General features: G+C 64.4%; 20 protein-coding genes. 6 read left to right on the top strand and 14 right to left on the bottom strand.

Annotated features, from left to right (window positions below; all coding sequences use genetic code 11):
• The first annotated feature begins 23 nt into the window (after window positions 1-23).
• Window positions 24-335, top strand: coding sequence for a cupin (locus AB4Y36_RS15930; RefSeq protein WP_069268624.1), 312 nt, complete (start codon window positions 24-26; stop codon window positions 333-335).
• Between the two features lie 139 nt (window positions 336-474).
• Window positions 475-1,179, top strand: a complete 705-nt coding sequence (locus AB4Y36_RS15925) for a glutathione S-transferase N-terminal domain-containing protein (protein WP_342947428.1) — start codon at window positions 475-477, stop codon at window positions 1,177-1,179.
• Between the two features lie 15 nt (window positions 1,180-1,194).
• Here the strand turns inward: AB4Y36_RS15925 and AB4Y36_RS15920 are convergent, their stop codons facing one another.
• Window positions 1,195-1,890 (bottom strand): DUF4410 domain-containing protein, encoded by a 696-nt coding sequence (locus tag AB4Y36_RS15920; protein WP_368683507.1) that lies wholly within the window; start codon window positions 1,888-1,890, stop codon window positions 1,195-1,197.
• Window positions 1,891-1,933: 43 nt separating this feature from the next.
• Entirely contained in the window at window positions 1,934-2,551 is a 618-nt protein-coding gene (locus AB4Y36_RS15915) for an HAD family hydrolase (RefSeq protein ID WP_368683506.1), read from the bottom strand.
• A 155-nt stretch (window positions 2,552-2,706) separates the two neighbouring features.
• On the opposite strand from AB4Y36_RS15915, the gene AB4Y36_RS15910 reads away from it, so the two are divergent.
• A complete protein-coding gene (locus tag AB4Y36_RS15910) occupies window positions 2,707-2,967 on the top strand; it encodes a hypothetical protein (RefSeq protein WP_069268628.1) in 261 nt (86 codons plus the stop codon).
• 18 nt (window positions 2,968-2,985) lie between these two features.
• On the opposite strand, the gene AB4Y36_RS15905 is transcribed toward AB4Y36_RS15910, so the two are convergent.
• Both AB4Y36_RS15905 and AB4Y36_RS15900 read right to left on the bottom strand, forming a co-directional pair.
• Window positions 2,986-3,948: a LysR substrate-binding domain-containing protein gene (locus AB4Y36_RS15905; protein ID WP_069268629.1), complete on the bottom strand. Its 963-nt coding sequence runs from the start codon at window positions 3,946-3,948 to the stop codon at window positions 2,986-2,988.
• 16 nt (window positions 3,949-3,964) lie between these two features.
• A complete protein-coding gene (locus tag AB4Y36_RS15900) occupies window positions 3,965-5,044 on the bottom strand; it encodes a tartrate dehydrogenase (RefSeq protein ID WP_368683505.1) in 1,080 nt (359 codons plus the stop codon).
• Between the two features lie 253 nt (window positions 5,045-5,297).
• Between AB4Y36_RS15900 and AB4Y36_RS15895 the strand changes: the two genes are divergently transcribed.
• Window positions 5,298-5,795 carry a GAF domain-containing protein gene (locus tag AB4Y36_RS15895; RefSeq protein ID WP_368683504.1) on the top strand — a complete coding sequence of 166 codons (498 nt, stop codon included), beginning with the start codon at window positions 5,298-5,300 and terminating at the stop codon, window positions 5,793-5,795.
• Window positions 5,796-5,838: 43 nt separating this feature from the next.
• On the opposite strand, the gene AB4Y36_RS15890 is transcribed toward AB4Y36_RS15895, so the two are convergent.
• From AB4Y36_RS15890 to AB4Y36_RS15880, 3 genes are all read right to left on the bottom strand, one after another.
• Entirely contained in the window at window positions 5,839-6,750 is a 912-nt protein-coding gene (locus tag AB4Y36_RS15890; RefSeq protein ID WP_368683503.1) for a LysR substrate-binding domain-containing protein, read from the bottom strand.
• Window positions 6,741-7,244 (bottom strand): response regulator transcription factor, encoded by a 504-nt coding sequence (locus AB4Y36_RS15885; protein ID WP_368683502.1) that lies wholly within the window; start codon window positions 7,242-7,244, stop codon window positions 6,741-6,743. The genes AB4Y36_RS15890 and AB4Y36_RS15885 overlap by 10 nt, the downstream gene beginning before the upstream one ends.
• Window positions 7,245-7,481: 237 nt before the next feature.
• Complete coding sequence (locus AB4Y36_RS15880) at window positions 7,482-8,195, bottom strand: MOSC domain-containing protein (RefSeq protein WP_368683501.1); 714 nt, start codon at window positions 8,193-8,195, stop codon at window positions 7,482-7,484.
• A gap of 101 nt (window positions 8,196-8,296) precedes the next feature.
• On the opposite strand from AB4Y36_RS15880, the gene AB4Y36_RS15875 reads away from it, so the two are divergent.
• The gene (locus tag AB4Y36_RS15875) at window positions 8,297-9,247 is read left to right on the top strand and encodes a LysR family transcriptional regulator (protein WP_069263602.1); all 951 of its coding nucleotides are present in this window, start codon (window positions 8,297-8,299) and stop codon (window positions 9,245-9,247) included.
• 24 nt (window positions 9,248-9,271) lie between these two features.
• On the opposite strand, the gene AB4Y36_RS15870 is transcribed toward AB4Y36_RS15875, so the two are convergent.
• From AB4Y36_RS15870 to AB4Y36_RS15845, 6 genes are all read right to left on the bottom strand, one after another.
• The gene (locus AB4Y36_RS15870; RefSeq protein WP_368683500.1) at window positions 9,272-10,315 is read right to left on the bottom strand and encodes an NAD(P)H-dependent flavin oxidoreductase; all 1,044 of its coding nucleotides are present in this window, start codon (window positions 10,313-10,315) and stop codon (window positions 9,272-9,274) included.
• Window positions 10,316-10,318: 3 nt separating this feature from the next.
• A complete protein-coding gene (locus tag AB4Y36_RS15865; RefSeq protein WP_368683499.1) occupies window positions 10,319-10,873 on the bottom strand; it encodes a cytochrome b in 555 nt (184 codons plus the stop codon).
• Between the two features lie 23 nt (window positions 10,874-10,896).
• Window positions 10,897-12,567, bottom strand: coding sequence for a cation/acetate symporter ActP (gene actP, locus AB4Y36_RS15860; protein WP_368683498.1), 1,671 nt, complete (start codon window positions 12,565-12,567; stop codon window positions 10,897-10,899).
• Window positions 12,564-12,875, bottom strand: a complete 312-nt coding sequence (locus AB4Y36_RS15855) for a DUF485 domain-containing protein (protein WP_069263593.1) — start codon at window positions 12,873-12,875, stop codon at window positions 12,564-12,566. Before AB4Y36_RS15855 ends, actP begins: the two co-directional genes overlap by 4 nt.
• Window positions 12,876-13,059: 184 nt before the next feature.
• Window positions 13,060-13,224: a hypothetical protein gene (locus AB4Y36_RS15850; protein ID WP_368602544.1), complete on the bottom strand. Its 165-nt coding sequence runs from the start codon at window positions 13,222-13,224 to the stop codon at window positions 13,060-13,062.
• Window positions 13,225-13,412: 188 nt separating this feature from the next.
• Window positions 13,413-13,616, bottom strand: coding sequence for a DUF2970 domain-containing protein (locus AB4Y36_RS15845; protein ID WP_069263591.1), 204 nt, complete (start codon window positions 13,614-13,616; stop codon window positions 13,413-13,415).
• A gap of 435 nt (window positions 13,617-14,051) precedes the next feature.
• Here AB4Y36_RS15845 and AB4Y36_RS15840 point away from each other — a divergent pair, with 435 nt between their 5' ends.
• Window positions 14,052-15,503: a PLP-dependent aminotransferase family protein gene (locus AB4Y36_RS15840; protein ID WP_368683497.1), complete on the top strand. Its 1,452-nt coding sequence runs from the start codon at window positions 14,052-14,054 to the stop codon at window positions 15,501-15,503.
• 5 nt (window positions 15,504-15,508) lie between these two features.
• Here AB4Y36_RS15840 and AB4Y36_RS15835 read toward each other — a convergent pair whose 3' ends face one another.
• Window positions 15,509-15,736: a hypothetical protein gene (locus AB4Y36_RS15835; RefSeq protein ID WP_368683496.1), complete on the bottom strand. Its 228-nt coding sequence runs from the start codon at window positions 15,734-15,736 to the stop codon at window positions 15,509-15,511.
• Window positions 15,737-15,857 lie beyond the last annotated feature (121 nt).

Raw genomic sequence — 15,857 nt, 5'->3', positions numbered from 1 at the left:
ATCACACCCAAGGCCGTACCACCATGAAAGTCATCCGCTCGAAAACCTTCACCGCCACCCGCCCGTGGGGCGCGCTCGACATCGCCAACATGAACGGCACCACCGTGCGCCTGCACTGGACCGACCAGCCGTACCAATGGCACGTCAACGACGGCGAGGAAGTGTTTGCCGTGCTCGACGGCGTGGTCGACATGCATTACCGCGAAGACGGCGCGGAGCGGGTCGCGGTGCTCGAAGCCGGCGACGTGTTCTTCGCGGGCGTGGGCTGCGAGCACGTCGCGCATCCGCGCGGCGAGGCGCGCATTCTCGTGGTCGAGCGCGAAGGCAGCGTGTAAGCCGCGTCTTGCGGCGAAAAGACGGCATGCGCCATTTCCACTAAACTTGGCGGCCTGACTCCACTCCCGCCTGTCGATCAGGCCGCGGCGCGCCTTGCACGGCAAGCGCCGCGCCGTTGAAGGCCTTCAAGGACGCCGCATGAACGACCTTTCCGCATTTCCCATCACCCGCAAGTGGCCAGCGCTTCACCCCGATCGCATCCAGCTCTATTCGCTGCCCACGCCCAATGGCGTCAAGGTCTCGATCATGCTGGAGGAAAGCGGCCTGCCTTATGAGCCGCATCTCGTGCGCTTCGACGCGAATGACCAGATGTCGCCGGAATTCCTCTCGCTGAACCCCAACAACAAGATTCCCGCGATCCTCGATCCCAACGGCCCGGGCGGCGAGCCGCTCGCGCTGTTCGAATCGGGCGCAATCCTCATCTATCTCGCCGACAAGAGCGGCCGTTTTCTCGCCCGTGAAGGCGCGGCGCGCTACGAGACGATCCAGTGGGTCATGTTCCAGATGGGCGGCATCGGGCCGATGTTCGGCCAGGTGGGCTTCTTCCACAAGTTCGCGGGCAAGGAGTACGAGGACAAGCGTCCGCGCGACCGCTACGTCGCCGAGTCGCGGCGTCTGCTCGCCGTGCTCGACCAGCGCCTCGAGGGGCGCAAGTGGATCATGGGCGACGAGTACACCATCGCCGACATCGCCACGTTTGGTTGGGTGCGCAACCTCGTTGGCTTCTACGAGGCCGGCGACCTCGTCGGTTACGCCGATTTCAGGAACGTCGCGCGCGCGCTCGGAGCATTCGTCGCGCGTCCGGCGGTCGAGCGCGGGCTCAACATTCCGCCGCGCGGCTAAGGCGCGCCCACGGCGTCATTGCGGCGCCGCTTTCACGCGCGCCGCAACCGAGTCGGCCACTTCGGCCGCCGCACGGTCCACGTTCTTGCGGTCATCCGCGCGCGCGAGCACGAATTTGGCCGCCGCCACGTACGGATTGAGCGCGATGGCCGCGCCGGCGCCCGGCTTCGCATGGCTCGACTGGCTGTCGATCACCTGATAAAGCGGCTGCGGCGCCTGGGTGGCCAGGTTGTCCACGGCCACCGCCAGTTCGATCTGGCTCGCGCCCGAGCCGAACCCCACCACCGCGCGCCGCATGCTGTTGCCTTCGTCCACGCTCAGGAAGACGCCGCGCACGAGCCAGCCCTGCGCGGGTAGCGGCGTGCCACTGGGCAGGCGGCGTGCGTCGAGGCCCTTCTCGCGCAGGTCGTTCACCAGCGCATCGGCCATTTTCGTGACGACCTGATCGGCCTGCTGCTGCGGGTCGCGGTGGCGCAACAGCGGTCGTGGCAGCAAGCCGCCCATGTGCTCGCGCGCATTCTCCACAGGATTCGAATCCTGCTTGACGTTGGCCGCGTCGAGTTCGAAGTCCGTCACGTAGACGAGCGGCGCGCCCGGTTGTTGAGCCGCGGCGAGCGGCGCGAACGCGCACAGGCAGAGCGTCGCGACCCGCTTCCAGTTCCATTGCATCTTCATCGCAAGCTCCCGTACGTTCGCCAGCCATCCATTCATTCATGCATTCATTCACGCCGTGGGCGCCCGTGCGGCACGGCCATCAAGCGTCGATCAGCCCGAGCCGCGCCAGGTCGCTCGCGAGCGATTCGGTTTCGACGAAGTGGCACGCCTGCAACCCCGCGTCGAGCGCGCCCGTGACGTTCGCTTCGCTGTCGTCGATGAAGAGCGTGTCCTGGGGCTGCGCGCCGAGTTGTGCAACGCAGCCCAGGTAGGTCTGCGCGGCCGGCTTGACCGCGCCGAACGTCGCCGACGAATAGACCTGTGAACCGAAAAGCCGCGCAACGGGCGGATTCAGATAGTCGAGGTGATGCGTGACGAGCGAGCAGTTGTTGGTCAACACGGCGATGCGGCAACGCGCGGCTACACGCTGCGCCAGCGCGAGCGCCGCCTCGTTCGGCGTGATCGACGCGCGCCTCGCCGCGAGCCACACGTCGCGGCCCACCTCGCAGCCGAGCATTGCGCCCAGTGCGCGCAGATAAGCGTCGGGGTCGATTTCGCCCGCGTCGGCGCGCGCTTCGAGACCCGAGCCCCAGATCGCGTGACGCACCGCTGCAGGCGCCGCGCCGGTGGCGGCCGCGAGGCTCGCCACGCGCGCGTCGCGATCGTAGTGGGACAGCACGCCTTCCATGTCGAACAGGACTACGCCGATCGCCGCCATCTGCCGCTCCCGCCACGATATTTCGCACTGCGGTCCCGCCACATCCGCAGCCGATCATACCGCCGGCCGGCGCCAGGCGGCGCACGAATGACACTCGTGAGGCGCGCTGATCGCGCCCCTAAAACCACCCATCGATTTTGGGTAAACTGGGACGCATGGACACCTGCCGTTACTGCGGAAAACTGCGCGACGAATGGGATTGCCACGGGCCAGCGTGCCGCCAGGCGATCGCGCAGGCGCTGCACCGCCAGCGCAAGGGACTGCCGATGGTCGCGAACGTGATCCGCAACGAAATCCCCGCCGACGCCACCACCGGCCAGATCATCACCGTGCTTTCGCGCCAGCGCCAGCGTGCGAGGCGCGGCAACGAGGAACGACGCGAGCGCAAGGCGCTCGATCTCCCCGAGAGCGAGTAAGGCTCCCGCCGAACCCGGTCAGCGCCCGCTCTCGTCCTCGTTTGCCGGCGCCGCAATGCCGATGCGCGCGAACGTTTCCTCCAGATGATTGACGCACACGCGGACCTTCGCGGACTGCGCGAGGCGCGCCGGGTACACGGCCCAGACATTGGCCGGCTGCGTGACGCCGGGCAGCACGCGCTGCAGGCGCCCGCTCTCCAGCAGTGGCGCAACATCCCACATCGAGCGCAGCACGATGCCGCGGCCCGCCAACGCCCACTGCACGGCCACCTCGCCGTGATTGGTCGAGAGCGGCCCGGCTACCTTCACCGAAACCGTCTCGCCATGCCTGGTCAGGCGCCAAACGCCGAACGGATGATCGCGCTCCTTGATCGCGAGACACGCGTGTTCGGCGAGATCGGCGACCTCCTGTGGCGCGCCGCGCCGCGCAAGATACGCGGGCGCTGCGCAAAGCACGCGATAGTTCGTGGCGAGACGGCGCGCGATCAGATGGCCGGCGATCTCGTCGCCGATACGCACGTCGAGATCGAAACCCTCGCCCGCCACGTCGACGAGCCGGTCGAACAGTTCGAGGCGCACGCTCAGTTGCGGATACCGCTCGGAAAGCCCGGCGAGCGCGGGCGCGACGAAGTTGCGGCCAAAGCCGAAGCTGCTCGACACGCGCAGCGTGCCGCGCGGAATGCGCCGCGTGGTGGAGACGTCGTCCACGAGGCGCTCGACGTCGTCGAGGATCTTGCCCGCCGACGCATAGACGCGCTCGCCCGCCTCGGTCATCGCGACGCGCCGCGTCGAGCGGTGCAACAAGCGCGTGCCGAGACGCGCCTCGAGCACGCCCACGCGCTTGCTCACATAGGCCGGCGACGCCGCAAGCGCTTCGGCCGCCGCGGTGAAGCTCGCTTTGCGCGCGACCATGCAGAACACGCGCAGGTCGTCGAGCTCCGGCGACGCGACAGATTTCGGCGCTTTCGGTGCGTCCGGCATAGGCGTCACCGCAGCGTCACAGCGCGGCGGCTACCGCTTCGCCCAGCACAGTCGTGTTCGCCGTGCCGCCCATGTCGGGCGTGCGCGGGCCTTCCACCAGCACCTTCTCGATGGCCTGCATGATCGCGTCGTGCGCGGCCTTGTATTGCGCGTCGCCGTTGCCGAGGAAGTCGAGCATCATCGCGCCCGACCAGATCATCGCGATCGGGTTGGCGATCTGCTTGCCGAAGATGTCGGGCGCCGAGCCGTGCACCGGCTCGAACAGCGAGGGGAACTTGCGCTCGGGATTCAGATTGGCCGAAGCCGCCAGACCGATCGTGCCCGTGCATGCGGGGCCGAGGTCCGAAAGGATGTCGCCGAAGAGGTTCGAGGCGACGACCACGTCGAAGCGGTCCGGCTGCAGCACGAAACGCGCGCACAGAATGTCGATGTGCTGCTTGTCCCACTTCACGTCGGGATACGCCTCGCCCATCGCCGCCACGCGCTCGTCCCAGTACGGCATGCTGATCGAGATGCCGTTCGATTTGGTGGCTGCCGTGAGTTTCTTGCGGCCGCGCTGGTTCGCGAGTTCGAACGCGTACTTGAGAATGCGGTCCACGCCGTGGCGCGTGAACACCGACTCCTGCAGCACGAACTCGCGCTCGGTGCCTTCGAACATCTTGCCGCCCACCGAGCTGTACTCGCCCTCAGTGTTCTCGCGCACCACGAGAAAGTCGATGTCGCCGGGCTTGCGGTTGGCGAGCGGGCACGGCACGCCGGGCAGCAGACGCACCGGGCGCAGGTTGACGTACTGGTCGAACTCGCGGCGGAACTTCAGGAGCGAGCCCCACAGGGAAATGTGATCGGGCACCTTGTCGGGCCAGCCGACCGCGCCGAAATAGATCGCGTCGAAGCCCTCGAGCGTGGCGAACCAGTCGTCGGGCATCATCTTGCCGTGCTGCAGGTAGTAGTCGCAGCTTGCCCAGTCGAAATGCGTGATTTCGAGCTTCAGGCCGAACTTCGCGGCCGCCGCCTCGACGACGCGCACGCCCTCGGGCATTACTTCCTGGCCGATACCGTCGCCGGCGATGGCGGCGATTTTGAATGTCTTGCTCATGTCGCGTTCTCCGTTTCTGTGTTGATTCTGTGCTGATGCGCCAGCATGCCCGAAAAACCGCCGGCAACCAGCCCCGCAGGCGTGGATAGATTCAACACGAAACGTGAATAATCGCACGAGGGCGCGCTACAGTCCATGGATGCGCCATATTCAGCGCCCGCCGATTTCCTGCCGATAGCCGATCTCGCCTAAAATCTCGTTTGGCTCCACCGCGCCTTTCGCTGGAACGGCGCATATCCAGATCGACCGACTTATGTTCTCGCTTTCCGACACCCTTCCCTCCGACAAACCCGCCCTCTACGAATCGCTGGCTGCGCAGGCGCGCTCGCTGATCGAAGGCGAAACCGACGTCATCGCGAACGCCGCGAACTTCGCTTCGTTCGTGTTTCATTCGCTCGAAGGCCTGAACTGGGCGGGCTTTTACTCGTTCGACGGCACCGAGCTCGTGGTCGGTCCGTTCCAGGGCAAACCGGCGTGCGTGCGCATTCCCCTGGGCAAGGGCGTATGCGGCACGGCGGCGGCCACACGGCAAACGCAAGTGGTGCCCGACGTGCACGCGTTCGCGGGCCACATTGCGTGCGATTCGGCTTCGCAGTCGGAAATCGTCGTGCCCCTCGTCACGCCGGACGGCGAGCTGATCGGCGTATGGGACGTGGACAGTCCGCATCTCGCGCGCTTCGACGAAGAGGACGCGAAAGGCATGGAGTTGCTGTGCCGCACGTTCATCGAATACGGCATGAAGCGTCGCTGAGCGCTGTTGTTACGCGCCCTTATACTGGGCGCTCGACGCGTACTCAGGATGCCGAATCGTCTGACGCATTCGCCTTGACGAAGTCGACGAACGCGCGCAGCGGCGCCGGCAGGTGCCGCCGCCCAGGGTAGTAGAGAAACGGCCCCGGAAACGACACATCCCAGTCGTCGAGCAGGCGCACGAGCGCGCCGCTGCGGATATGCGGCAGCAACATCTCTTCGAACAGATACACGATGCCGACGCCGTCGAGCGCCATGTTGATCAGCAGGTCGAGCGCGGCGCCAGGACGCACGACGAGCACCGTGGGCGGGTCGAGGCGCAGCACTTCGCCGTCCCGCTCGAAATGCCAGAGCGGCATCGCGCCGCCCGCAAACTGCACGCGCAGGCAAGCGTGGTCGAGCAGTTCACGTGGATGTTCAGGCCGCCCCCGCGCCGCGAGATACGCGGGAGAAGCGACCGTCGCGAAGCGCTCCACGCGCGGACCGATGGGAATCGCGATCATGTCCTGCTCCAGCCGCTCGTCGTAGCGAATACCGGCGTCGCAGCCGATCTGCAGCACGTCGACGAAGCCGTCCTCCACCACCACCTCGACGCGGATCTCGGGATACTCGCGTTGGAACGGCGCGAGCACGCCCGGCAGGATGGTGCGCGCCGCGCTCGCGGGCACGTTGAGCTTGAGCGTGCCCGCCGGCTTTTCGCGGTAGCCGTTGAGCACGTCGAGCGCCGCTTCCATCTCGCTGAAAAGCGGCGTGATCGATTCGAGCAGACGCTGCCCCGCCTCTGTCGGCGCGACGCTGCGCGTGGTGCGGTTCAACAGGCGCAGCCCGAGCTTCGCCTCCAGCCTGCGCACCGCGGCACTCAGGCTCGACGCCGAAACGCCGCCCACGCGCGCCGCGTCGCGAAAGCCGCCCGCACGCGCCACCGAAACGAAAGCGGCCAGATCGTTCATTTCCATCGGCATAGATAGCCCAGCACGCTCAGCTCGCGTTGCGACAGGAGCCCGAGAGGATGATCGCCGCTACGGATTCTGGCTTTACGAAGCTCCGGGCTCGCTTCACTTGCCGGGAACCAGCTGCTGCCGCAGGCAAGCGCCCTGAGGGCGAGCGCAAGCTCCCCGAGATCGGAAACCTTGCTGACGAACGCCGACGCGCCGGCCCGTTCACATCGCGCAATCGTGTCGGCCGTATCGATGTCAGACAGGACCAGAATCTTCAGGGCAGGCAGCGCCGTACGCGCACGACGGATCACCTCCAGGCCGTTCAGGCGACGCAGGCGCAGGCCAAGGATGAGCGCATCTGGCCGTTGCGTGCGTACCTGACGCATTGCCTCGATTCCGTCGGCCGCCTGCCCCACCACCTCATAGCCATCGCGCGAGAGCACGAGCCTCAGCGATTCGCGAGTAATCGTCTGGTCCTCCGCAATCACAAGCCGGTGCATCGCCGTCTCCATCTGGTTCGCTTTCCGATTTGCAGCCCCATGCTACCCCAACACAGGTTTTTGTCGGTTTTCCCCGCCAGCCACTTCGTGCGTCGCTGATTTTGCGGTCTGGGGCCGTATCCATACTGGGTGCATTGGCGTTAAGCGCTCACACCGGCTGGAGTCGAAAATGAACAGGATCTGGCAATCAGCTGGAACACAAGCAATCGTTGAATTGGGTATGCCTGTCGACGAACGCAAAAGCATTGGCTAGCCTGTCGAAGCAACCCGTGGCCTCAGTTGTTCCCTATCACGCGCACGCAGCCATTTTTCCCGCTCGCCCAGGCGCCGCTTCCAGTCAGGAGCCAAGCCCGGAACGGCCATCAACTCGACCAGCGCATCGATGGACGGACGATGTGACAACTGCACCTTCCAGAACTCGTCGATGGAGAAACGCTCCGTCTGCCGGTCGACGATCTTGATGGCGTCGCCTGGCGCAATCAGGCCCGGGCGCAGGACACGGTAATACCACCCGGTGATTCGCCCCTCGGCGATATGCATCGACATGCGCTCGACGCCGAAGCGATGATTGATCTTCCAGCACGGGCTGCGCGGTTGCGAGACCTGCAGTATGGCGCTGCCGACCTCGTAGATATCGCCGATGTGCACGTTGCGTTCGGACAGCCCCCGAGCCGAGATGTTCTCGCCTAGACTGCCGGGCACCAGGGCCGCGACGCACTCCGCGAATGCCTCCGCGATGCGGACGTAATTCTCAGCCGCGTAGTGATGAACGGCCTTTTCCGGGCCGCCGTGGATGCGCGGATCGCCATGCTCGTCGCCGACAATCCCGTGCACTTCCACGCGAGCCGGTCCGGCCATGGGCCGTTTGAAAATGCCGCTGCGCTGCCCTTCGTGGTCCAGATAACCCATCCCGCCGGCGAACAGGCACTCGATGTTCGTACTCGACACCATCTCCACGTGCATCCCCCCGTTCGCGTTTACGACACTGTGCTCGCGCCATTCAATCCAGTAAAGTGATGGAAAGTGATGAAATCCATCATTAATTGTGATTCCTGGAATTCGCCATGGAGATGCGTCAGCTGAAGATTTTCTGTGCGGTGGCGGAGCACGGCAGCTTCACAGCGGCGGCCGAGAAAGTGCACACCGTGCAGTCCAACGTCACGATGCGCGTCAAGGAACTCGAAGCCGAACTCGGTCAGCCACTGTTTATCCGGCAGAAGAGCGGCGTGGTCCTCACTTCGGCCGGGCAAACGTTTCTGGGCTACGCCCAGCGCATCCTCCAGCTCACTGAAGAGAGCCGCAACGCGCTGCTCGATACCGCAACGCCGGCAGGCACGCTGAGGCTCGGCTCGATGGAGACGACCGCTGCGATACGCCTGCCCCAGGTGCTGGCCAGATACCGCGAGAAGTATCCTCAGGTCCACTTGTCACTGCTCACCGGCACGACTGCCGAGCTGATCAAGGCCGTCGAAAGCCATCGCCTCGACGGCGCATTCGTCGGCGGTCTGCACCAGAATCCGGTGCTTGCGCAAGACGAGGTCTTCCAGGAGGAGCTCGTCCTCGTGAGCAGTTGCGAGTTCGCCTCGCTCGGCGAACTCATTCACGTCATGCCGCAGCAGACGGTGCTGGTCTTCCGCACGGGCTGCTTCTATCGCTCCACGCTCGAACACTGGTTCTATCAGGTCGGGCTCGTGCCCAACCAGGTGCTCGAACTGGGCACGCTCGACGGCATCCTCTCATGCGTGGCCGCGGGCATGGGTGTGACGCTGTTGCCAAAGGCCGTTGCGCAAAACTATGCAGCGCGCCAGGCGATCGCCCTTCACGCGCTGCCGCGCGAGTTCGCCACCGTCAAGACGGTCTTCATCCGCCGCAACGACACGCTCGCGACACCGGCATTGAGCGCGTTTGTCGCGCTCGCGCGCGACCAGCTCGCGCTTTCCAGTGACGACACGAAAGCGAAGCGCACGAATACGCCGAATCGCAAGAGCACGCGGCGTTCGACGGCAGCGGCCTGAGCACCGCCGTCGAACGCACCAGGGTCAGAATGCGGCGCGGCACTCGGCCGACTCCACTTGCGGCAATGCACGGCTTGCGCCGTATGCCAGGCCATCGAGCATCGCCTGGGCATTCGCCGCAACCGTCGACGCCGGCAGACCCGCCACCAGTTCCGCCACGCGCTCGGCCGCCGGCACCACGCTGTCGATCTTGCTTACGCCCTGCCCCGCATAGAGCGAAAGCTTCTGCGCCATGCGCGGTTTGTCGATCATGCGTGCACCGCCGCCAACGAAGCGCAGCAGGTTCCATTTGTCGCGATTGGGAATCACACAATGGGGCGTGCCGTACGGCCAGCCGAACGAATACCCGGTGCGATACTCGATGTCGTCCACGCTGGCCTCGACGATCTTTTGCTTGTATAGCGGGTGCGCATTCGATTCGTCGGTCGCAACGAACGCGGTGCCCACGAGCACCCCTGACGCGCCAAGCAGCATCGCAGCCCGCACATCATCGCGCGTCGTGATGCCCCCAGCCGCCAGCACCGGACGCCCCTGCGCGACCTCGCAGATCGCGGGCAACAGCGACATGACGCCAATCGTCCCCCGGTTGAGGTGGCCGCCGCTTTCGCTGCCCTGTGCGACGACGATATCCGCGCCGTTCCGGATCGCGTGCCGGGCGAGCGCAACAGACCCCACCTGAACCATGACGATCATGCCTGCATCCTTGGCACGAGGGATCATGTCCGCCGCATAGTCTTCGGCGTAGAACAACGAGAGCATGCGCGGCCGCTCCTGCAATACGACCTGGAACTGCGCTTCGAACACGGTCGGGCCGCCGAACTTCGGCACGAGATTCACGCCGAAGGGCCTGTCCGTCTGCTCCCGCGTTTCCCGTATCCATCTACGCAGCGCTAGCGGCGGTAAACGCAGCCCGCCAAGCGTCCCCATGCCGTCGGCATTGGCCACCGCGGCAACGAGCTTCGGGCCGGAGATCGCCGCCATGCCGCCGAGAAAGACGGGATACCGGACACCGCACAGTCGCGTGACCGCGTTCCCGCCGAATACCGATACCGATTTGAATTCGCTCATCGCTCAAAGCTCCACGTGTTTGCCAAGCATCCGCTTGAGGGCGTCATTTCCCAGCGCGAAATGATTCTTCAGTGCTCCGAACAGATGCAAAGCGAAGCCCAGCAGAAACGCCGTCGCCCCGATATCGAAGAGAATATCCACGACCCGTTGCACCGCTACGCTGGGCTCGATGAGCGTGGGGATCGCCAATCCCCACGGCAACTCGACGGCGACACCGGCTGCCGCTCGGGAAAGCCATACGGCAACCGGCAGCAGCACCATGGCGAGCGCGAGGCCTACGGCAACGGAGCGGCTGACGATCACTTCGACGGGGTTCGGCGTGCCTACGGGCAGCGGATGATACGAAGAAAGCCGCGCCCAGAGCCGGTAGCTCGACACGACGAACAGCACGGCCCCCAGCAGATTCTGCGTACGCACGAGACTCAGTCGTTGCGCGTCGTCCGCGGTGAACATGAGCGCGATGCCGCATCCGGCGATCGACAGCAGCAGCGCTGCGACGACCCAGTGCAGCGCGATCGTGATGGGCGAAAAGCCCAGACCGTTGTCACGCATTTGCATGATTGTCTCCTTGTTGGCGTTCTCTAGTGGCTCACCGCTCCGGACGCGCCGAAGCCGGTCTGCGCGCGGATGGCCTGTTCGCCGAAGTCGTCCCGCTCGCGCTGCGCGCGCTGGCTGCGGTCCGTAACGGAACCCAGCCAGGCGCACAGGAACGCGATGCTCATCGACACGATGGCGGGATAGTCGTAGGGGAAAATCGCCTTCGCATGGCCCAGCACCGTGACCCAGATGGCGGGCGACAGAATGACGAGCGTGACGGCGCTCACGAGGCCCGCGATGCCGCCGGAGAGCGCCCCGCGCGTCGTCAGCCCATTCCAGTACATCGAAAGCGCGAGAACCGGAAAATTTACCGAGGCGGCGACGCCGAAAGTCAGTGCGACGAGGAAGGCGATGTTCTGATCCTTGAACACGATGCCCAGCAGCACCGACACCACGCCTATGCACACCGATGCGATTCTGGAGACCCGCCGCTCGCTCGCGGGATCGGCCCGGTTCTTCTTGAGCACCATCAGGTAGAGGTCATGCGAGATGGCGGAAGTACCCGCCATCGTGAGCCCGGACACGACAGCGAGGATGGTCGCGAACGCAACGGCCGAGAGGAAACCGAGCAGCAGATTGCCGCCGAGCGCCTGGGCGAGATGCATGACTGGCATGTTGCTGCCGCCGATCAGCTTGCCGCCCGTCAGGCCGCCCACATAGAACGACGGGTTGCTGCCGACAATCGCGATCGCCGCCACGCCGAGCACCATGATGACCAGATAAAAGAAGCCGATGAAGCCCGTGGCAACGAACACCGACTTTCGCGCTTCTTTCGCATCCGGCACGGTAAAAAAGCGCATGAGGATGTGCGGCAGCCCCGCCGTGCCGAACACCAGGCCGACCGCGAGCGAAATCAGCGCAATGGGATCGGACACCTGCCCGCTCGGCAGCAGAATGTGCGTGCCGTTCCTGTGCGCGGCGACCGCCTGCTCGAACAGCGCGTTCAGCGAAAAGCCAAACCGGTACAGTGCGAGAACGGCCAGCAATGTGCCGCCGAACAGCATCAGCGCGGCCTTGATGATCTGCACCCACGTGGTGGCCACCATGCCGCCGAAGGTCACATAGACCACCATCAGCAAGCCGACCACGATAATCGCGTCGTTATAGGGAAGACCGAACAGCAACTGGATCAACTGCCCCGCACCGACCATCTGGACAACCAGGTAAAAGCAGACGACTGTCAACGAACCGAAGGCGGTCATCGTGCGGATCCGGTTCTGGTCTAGCCGGTACGATGCGATGTCGGCAATCGTCACGCGGCCCAGATTCCGGATGCGCTCCGCGAACAGGAACAGCAGCAGCGGCCACGCGACGAAAAAGCTGATCGCGTAGATCACGCCGTCGTAGCCGTGGAAAAAGATCATGCTGGTCACGCCCAGCAACGCCGCCGCCGACATATAGTCGCCGGCCAGCGCCATGCCGTTCTGGAATCCGGTGATGCCGCCCCCGGCGGTGTAGAAGTCGTCCATCGAACGGGTGCGCGACGCCGCCCAGTACGTGATGCCCAGCGTCGCCACGGCGAAGACGAGGAACATCGCGATCGCCGTGAGATTGAGGGGACGCTGTTCGACGCCGTGCAGAACCCCCGCGGCCGCCGCGTGCGTCGCGACACCCAGCAGGAGCGGGAAGACAAGAGCAAAACCAGCGCGCCTCATGGTTTCGCTCCCGCCAGGATCTCGGCGGTGAGCGCGTCGAATTCGCCATTGGCGCGGCGAACGTACAAGCCCGTGAGACACCAGCTGCCGACGATCAGCGCGACGCCGATCGGCCAGCCGATATTGACGATACTGTCTGCGGAAAGCCGGATGGCCAGCAAAGCGGGGGCGAATCCGACGAGCACAATGAACGCGCAATAGGGAATCAGCGTGATGGCCGTCAGCCAGGCAATGTATCTGCGCCGACGTTTGACCAGCGTGGCGAACAGGGGATTGCTACGAATCCCATGCAGGGTCGTGGGGTTCATCCGATTGTCTCCGTCCATGGAAGGTATCCGACATGCCCTCTCCCGTGATATCGCCGTTGATCCACAGGGGGCCGCCGCTTCTCGTGAACTTCACAATAGGTCGAACCAAAAATCTCCTCAAATGATGTTTCGTGATGGCTGCAATCTGTTTGAGTGAAGCGTGGCGCTTGCCATCACGATTCAATCAGACGCGCTTGCCAGATTCCGCTTGCCTGTGCGCCTCGAGCAGCGCGGCAAACCGTTCCAGCGCGGCCACGCTGCTGTGAACGGAGTGGTATTCCTGCTGGCCGATGCGTGCGTCGAGCACAACCGCCATGCCGGATTGTCGGGCGAGATTGAGGATATCCATCTCATACTCCTTGCCTGAAAACTGGGCGAATCGCGTCGCGTGATATGCAGCGCCTCTTGATAGTCAGATTACGCGCGGCACCACAAAGATCAACGCGGCGCCGACGAAATCACCGTTATGAAACGCCGAACAATCTCGCGTCTCACGATGCTTCGCCGCCGCCCCATGTTTTCGGCAACACCGCATGCTCAGAAGCCTTGTGCGGTTCCCGTAGAATGCGCGACCAGCAGCACGACGCCCAGTATGCAAGCCCCGATCATCGCGGCCAGCGCGACCGCCACGAACGGCAGCCACTTGAAGTTCACGCTGGCCAAATCGGCTTCGTGCGACGCGCTCTTGCGCACGCCGAAAAAGCTCCACAGAACCATGCGCATCATTCGAACGAGTTCCATCGTTGACTCCGGTTACGTCGATCAGGTGGATCGGATAGCCTGATCTTCAACCTTGCGCGTTGCCAAAAAAAGCAGCAGTTGCGAACGATTCGAGCGACGCAGCCGATTCACGCGCCGGTAGAACCCGACAAAGAAACGCCCCGGTACTCGCGCACCGGGGCGAAAGGCTTGCCACGCTACAGGCAAAAAGAGCCGCAAGCTCTGCGGGTTTAGGTGATGATCCAGGCACTCGCGCAGTTATCCCGGCGCATCCCGGGAGAACAGACCCGGACTGCGATGCGCACTGGCCGCAATGATCAGCCCTCGCAGCAAGCGCGTATAGAAGCAGTCGACGCATAATTGACCGTAGCAGATCGGATTCGCGGTCGTGCACACCATGAGAAAATCGCTCGAAGCACGAGTCCCCCCACGACCTCTTTGGAAGAACCGGCACGCATGACACGTTACGAACGCCTCGCGCAAAGCATGGCCGCCGAGATTCGCTCCGGCAACCTGAAGCCGGGCTCGCGCATGCCGTCGCTGCGGCAAATCATTGCGCAGCACGGTGTCAGTCAGTCCACGGCCGCGCGTGCCTACTACGTGCTCGAACAGTGGGGCCTCGTGCGCGCCGAAGAACGTTCGGGCTACTACGTCGCGCCGCTCTCGAAGCCCAACAAGACGGACTCGCGAGCAACGACAGGCGAGTCCGCCACCGTCGATATCAGCGAGCTGGTGTTCTCGGTGCTCGACGCCGCCAAGCGTCCCGGTATCGTGCCGCTCGGCTCCGCCTTCCCTTCCCCGTTGCTGTTTCCGCTGTCGCGCCTGGCGAAATCGCTCGGCCAGGCCGCGCGCAGCGTGAGCCCGTGGAGCACGGTGGTCGATCTGCCGCCCGGCAACGAGAACCTGCGGCGGCAAATTGCGCTGCGCTACATGCGGGTTGGCATCTCGCAGCCGGCCGAGGACATCATCATCACCAACGGCGCGCTGGAAGCGCTCAATCTTTGTCTGATGGCGGTCACGCAGCCCGGCGATATCGTCGCCGTGGAATCACCGGGTTTTTACGCGGCGCTTCAGGCGATCGAACGGCTCGGCCTGCGCGCGGTCGAAATTCCCGTGGATACCGCTACGGGGCTCGACCTCGACGCGCTGGCGCAAGCGCTGGACAAGCACCCCATCCGCGCCTGCTGGTTCATGACGAATTTCCAGAACCCCACGGGCGTCACTTTGTCGGCAGAGAAAAAGGAAGCGTTAGTCGAGCTGCTCGCGAAACACGAGGTCCCGCTCATCGAAGACGATGTGTACGGCGAGCTGCACTACGCGCCGAACTATCCGCCGCCGGCCATCGCGTTCGACCGGCGTGGCCTCGTCATGCACTGCGGCTCGTTCTCGAAGAACCTGGCGCCGGGTTATCGCGTAGGCTGGGCGAGCGCTGGGCGCTTCGCGGAACGCGTGCAGCGCCTGAAGCTCATGACGACGATCTCGGCCAGCATTCCCGCCCAGGCCGGCATTGCCGACTACCTCGAGCATGGCGGCTACGAGCGTCATTTGAAGAAGATTCGGCTGGCCATGCAGACGCAGCGCGATGCGATGATCGAGGCGATTCGCCGGTGGCTGCCTGAAGGCACACAGTACACGCGGCCCGAGGGCGGCTATTTTCTGTGGCTCACGTTTCGCGAGCGCATCGACGCCATGGCGCTCCATCGTCTCGCGATCGAACGCGGGATCAGTGTCGCGCCCGGGCCGCTCTTTTCCGCGTCACGCGCATTCGAAAACTGCATACGGCTCAATTACGGGCATCCCTGGTCGGCGCGCATCGATGAAGCGATCCGCACACTCGGTGAACTGCTCGTTCATCCCGATGTGTGCGCTCGATCGCGCTCGATCGATGCGCGCGGCACCAACCCATAGCGACCTTAACTGCCAAAGAACAGGTTGCAGAAACTCGCCGGGCCCACACAGGTCTTGGCGTCCCGTGCCTGCGTCTTGGCCGGACGCTGCGGCGCCTGATACGTATTCGCCCGGGACGTATTGGACTGGGCCGTTTGTTGAGCATCCGTCTGCGCGGGAGCGACGGATTCGGCGTGGACAGCGAAGCTGGCCGACAGCGAACAGGCGAAGAGGACAGCAGTAAGCAATTTCATTTCAATCTCTCTAGCAAGGTGATGGAGGCGACGCCTCCGGGGAAACAGCCTGGCCAGATTAATCACTTTCACTACTCAAGAGAATCCTGCAACCGCGGGAATGATCCTTCCATTCCATGGG

The organism is Paraburkholderia sp. BR10936, from assembly GCF_040965735.1.
GTDB classification, from domain to species: Bacteria; Pseudomonadota; Gammaproteobacteria; order Burkholderiales; family Burkholderiaceae; genus Paraburkholderia; species Paraburkholderia nodosa_A.
Note: the sequence above shows the minus strand (reverse complement) of the source record. Positions and strands in the feature narration are given on the sequence as shown.

Bases quoted from the DNA above. Each gene is read 5' to 3' on its own strand.
- AB4Y36_RS15930 (WP_069268624.1), top strand. From the start codon at position 24: ATGAAAGTCATCCGCTCGAAAACCTTCACCGCCACCCGCCCGTGGGGC.
- AB4Y36_RS15925 (WP_342947428.1), top strand. From the start codon at position 475: ATGAACGACCTTTCCGCATTTCCCATCACCCGCAAGTGGCCAGCGCTT.
- AB4Y36_RS15920 (WP_368683507.1), bottom strand. From the start codon at position 1,890: ATGAATGGATGGCTGGCGAACGTACGGGAGCTTGCGATGAAGATGCAA.
- AB4Y36_RS15915 (WP_368683506.1), bottom strand. From the start codon at position 2,551: ATGGCGGCGATCGGCGTAGTCCTGTTCGACATGGAAGGCGTGCTGTCC.
- AB4Y36_RS15910 (WP_069268628.1), top strand. From the start codon at position 2,707: ATGGACACCTGCCGTTACTGCGGAAAACTGCGCGACGAATGGGATTGC.
- AB4Y36_RS15905 (WP_069268629.1), bottom strand. From the start codon at position 3,948: ATGCCGGACGCACCGAAAGCGCCGAAATCTGTCGCGTCGCCGGAGCTC.
- AB4Y36_RS15900 (WP_368683505.1), bottom strand. From the start codon at position 5,044: ATGAGCAAGACATTCAAAATCGCCGCCATCGCCGGCGACGGTATCGGC.
- AB4Y36_RS15895 (WP_368683504.1), top strand. From the start codon at position 5,298: ATGTTCTCGCTTTCCGACACCCTTCCCTCCGACAAACCCGCCCTCTAC.
- AB4Y36_RS15890 (WP_368683503.1), bottom strand. From the start codon at position 6,750: ATGGAAATGAACGATCTGGCCGCTTTCGTTTCGGTGGCGCGTGCGGGC.
- AB4Y36_RS15885 (WP_368683502.1), bottom strand. From the start codon at position 7,244: ATGGAGACGGCGATGCACCGGCTTGTGATTGCGGAGGACCAGACGATT.
- AB4Y36_RS15880 (WP_368683501.1), bottom strand. From the start codon at position 8,195: ATGCACGTGGAGATGGTGTCGAGTACGAACATCGAGTGCCTGTTCGCC.
- AB4Y36_RS15875 (WP_069263602.1), top strand. From the start codon at position 8,297: ATGGAGATGCGTCAGCTGAAGATTTTCTGTGCGGTGGCGGAGCACGGC.
- AB4Y36_RS15870 (WP_368683500.1), bottom strand. From the start codon at position 10,315: ATGAGCGAATTCAAATCGGTATCGGTATTCGGCGGGAACGCGGTCACG.
- AB4Y36_RS15865 (WP_368683499.1), bottom strand. From the start codon at position 10,873: ATGCAAATGCGTGACAACGGTCTGGGCTTTTCGCCCATCACGATCGCG.
- actP (WP_368683498.1), bottom strand. From the start codon at position 12,567: ATGAGGCGCGCTGGTTTTGCTCTTGTCTTCCCGCTCCTGCTGGGTGTC.
- AB4Y36_RS15855 (WP_069263593.1), bottom strand. From the start codon at position 12,875: ATGAACCCCACGACCCTGCATGGGATTCGTAGCAATCCCCTGTTCGCC.
- AB4Y36_RS15850 (WP_368602544.1), bottom strand. From the start codon at position 13,224: ATGGATATCCTCAATCTCGCCCGACAATCCGGCATGGCGGTTGTGCTC.
- AB4Y36_RS15845 (WP_069263591.1), bottom strand. From the start codon at position 13,616: ATGGAACTCGTTCGAATGATGCGCATGGTTCTGTGGAGCTTTTTCGGC.
- AB4Y36_RS15840 (WP_368683497.1), top strand. From the start codon at position 14,052: ATGACACGTTACGAACGCCTCGCGCAAAGCATGGCCGCCGAGATTCGC.
- AB4Y36_RS15835 (WP_368683496.1), bottom strand. From the start codon at position 15,736: ATGAAATTGCTTACTGCTGTCCTCTTCGCCTGTTCGCTGTCGGCCAGC.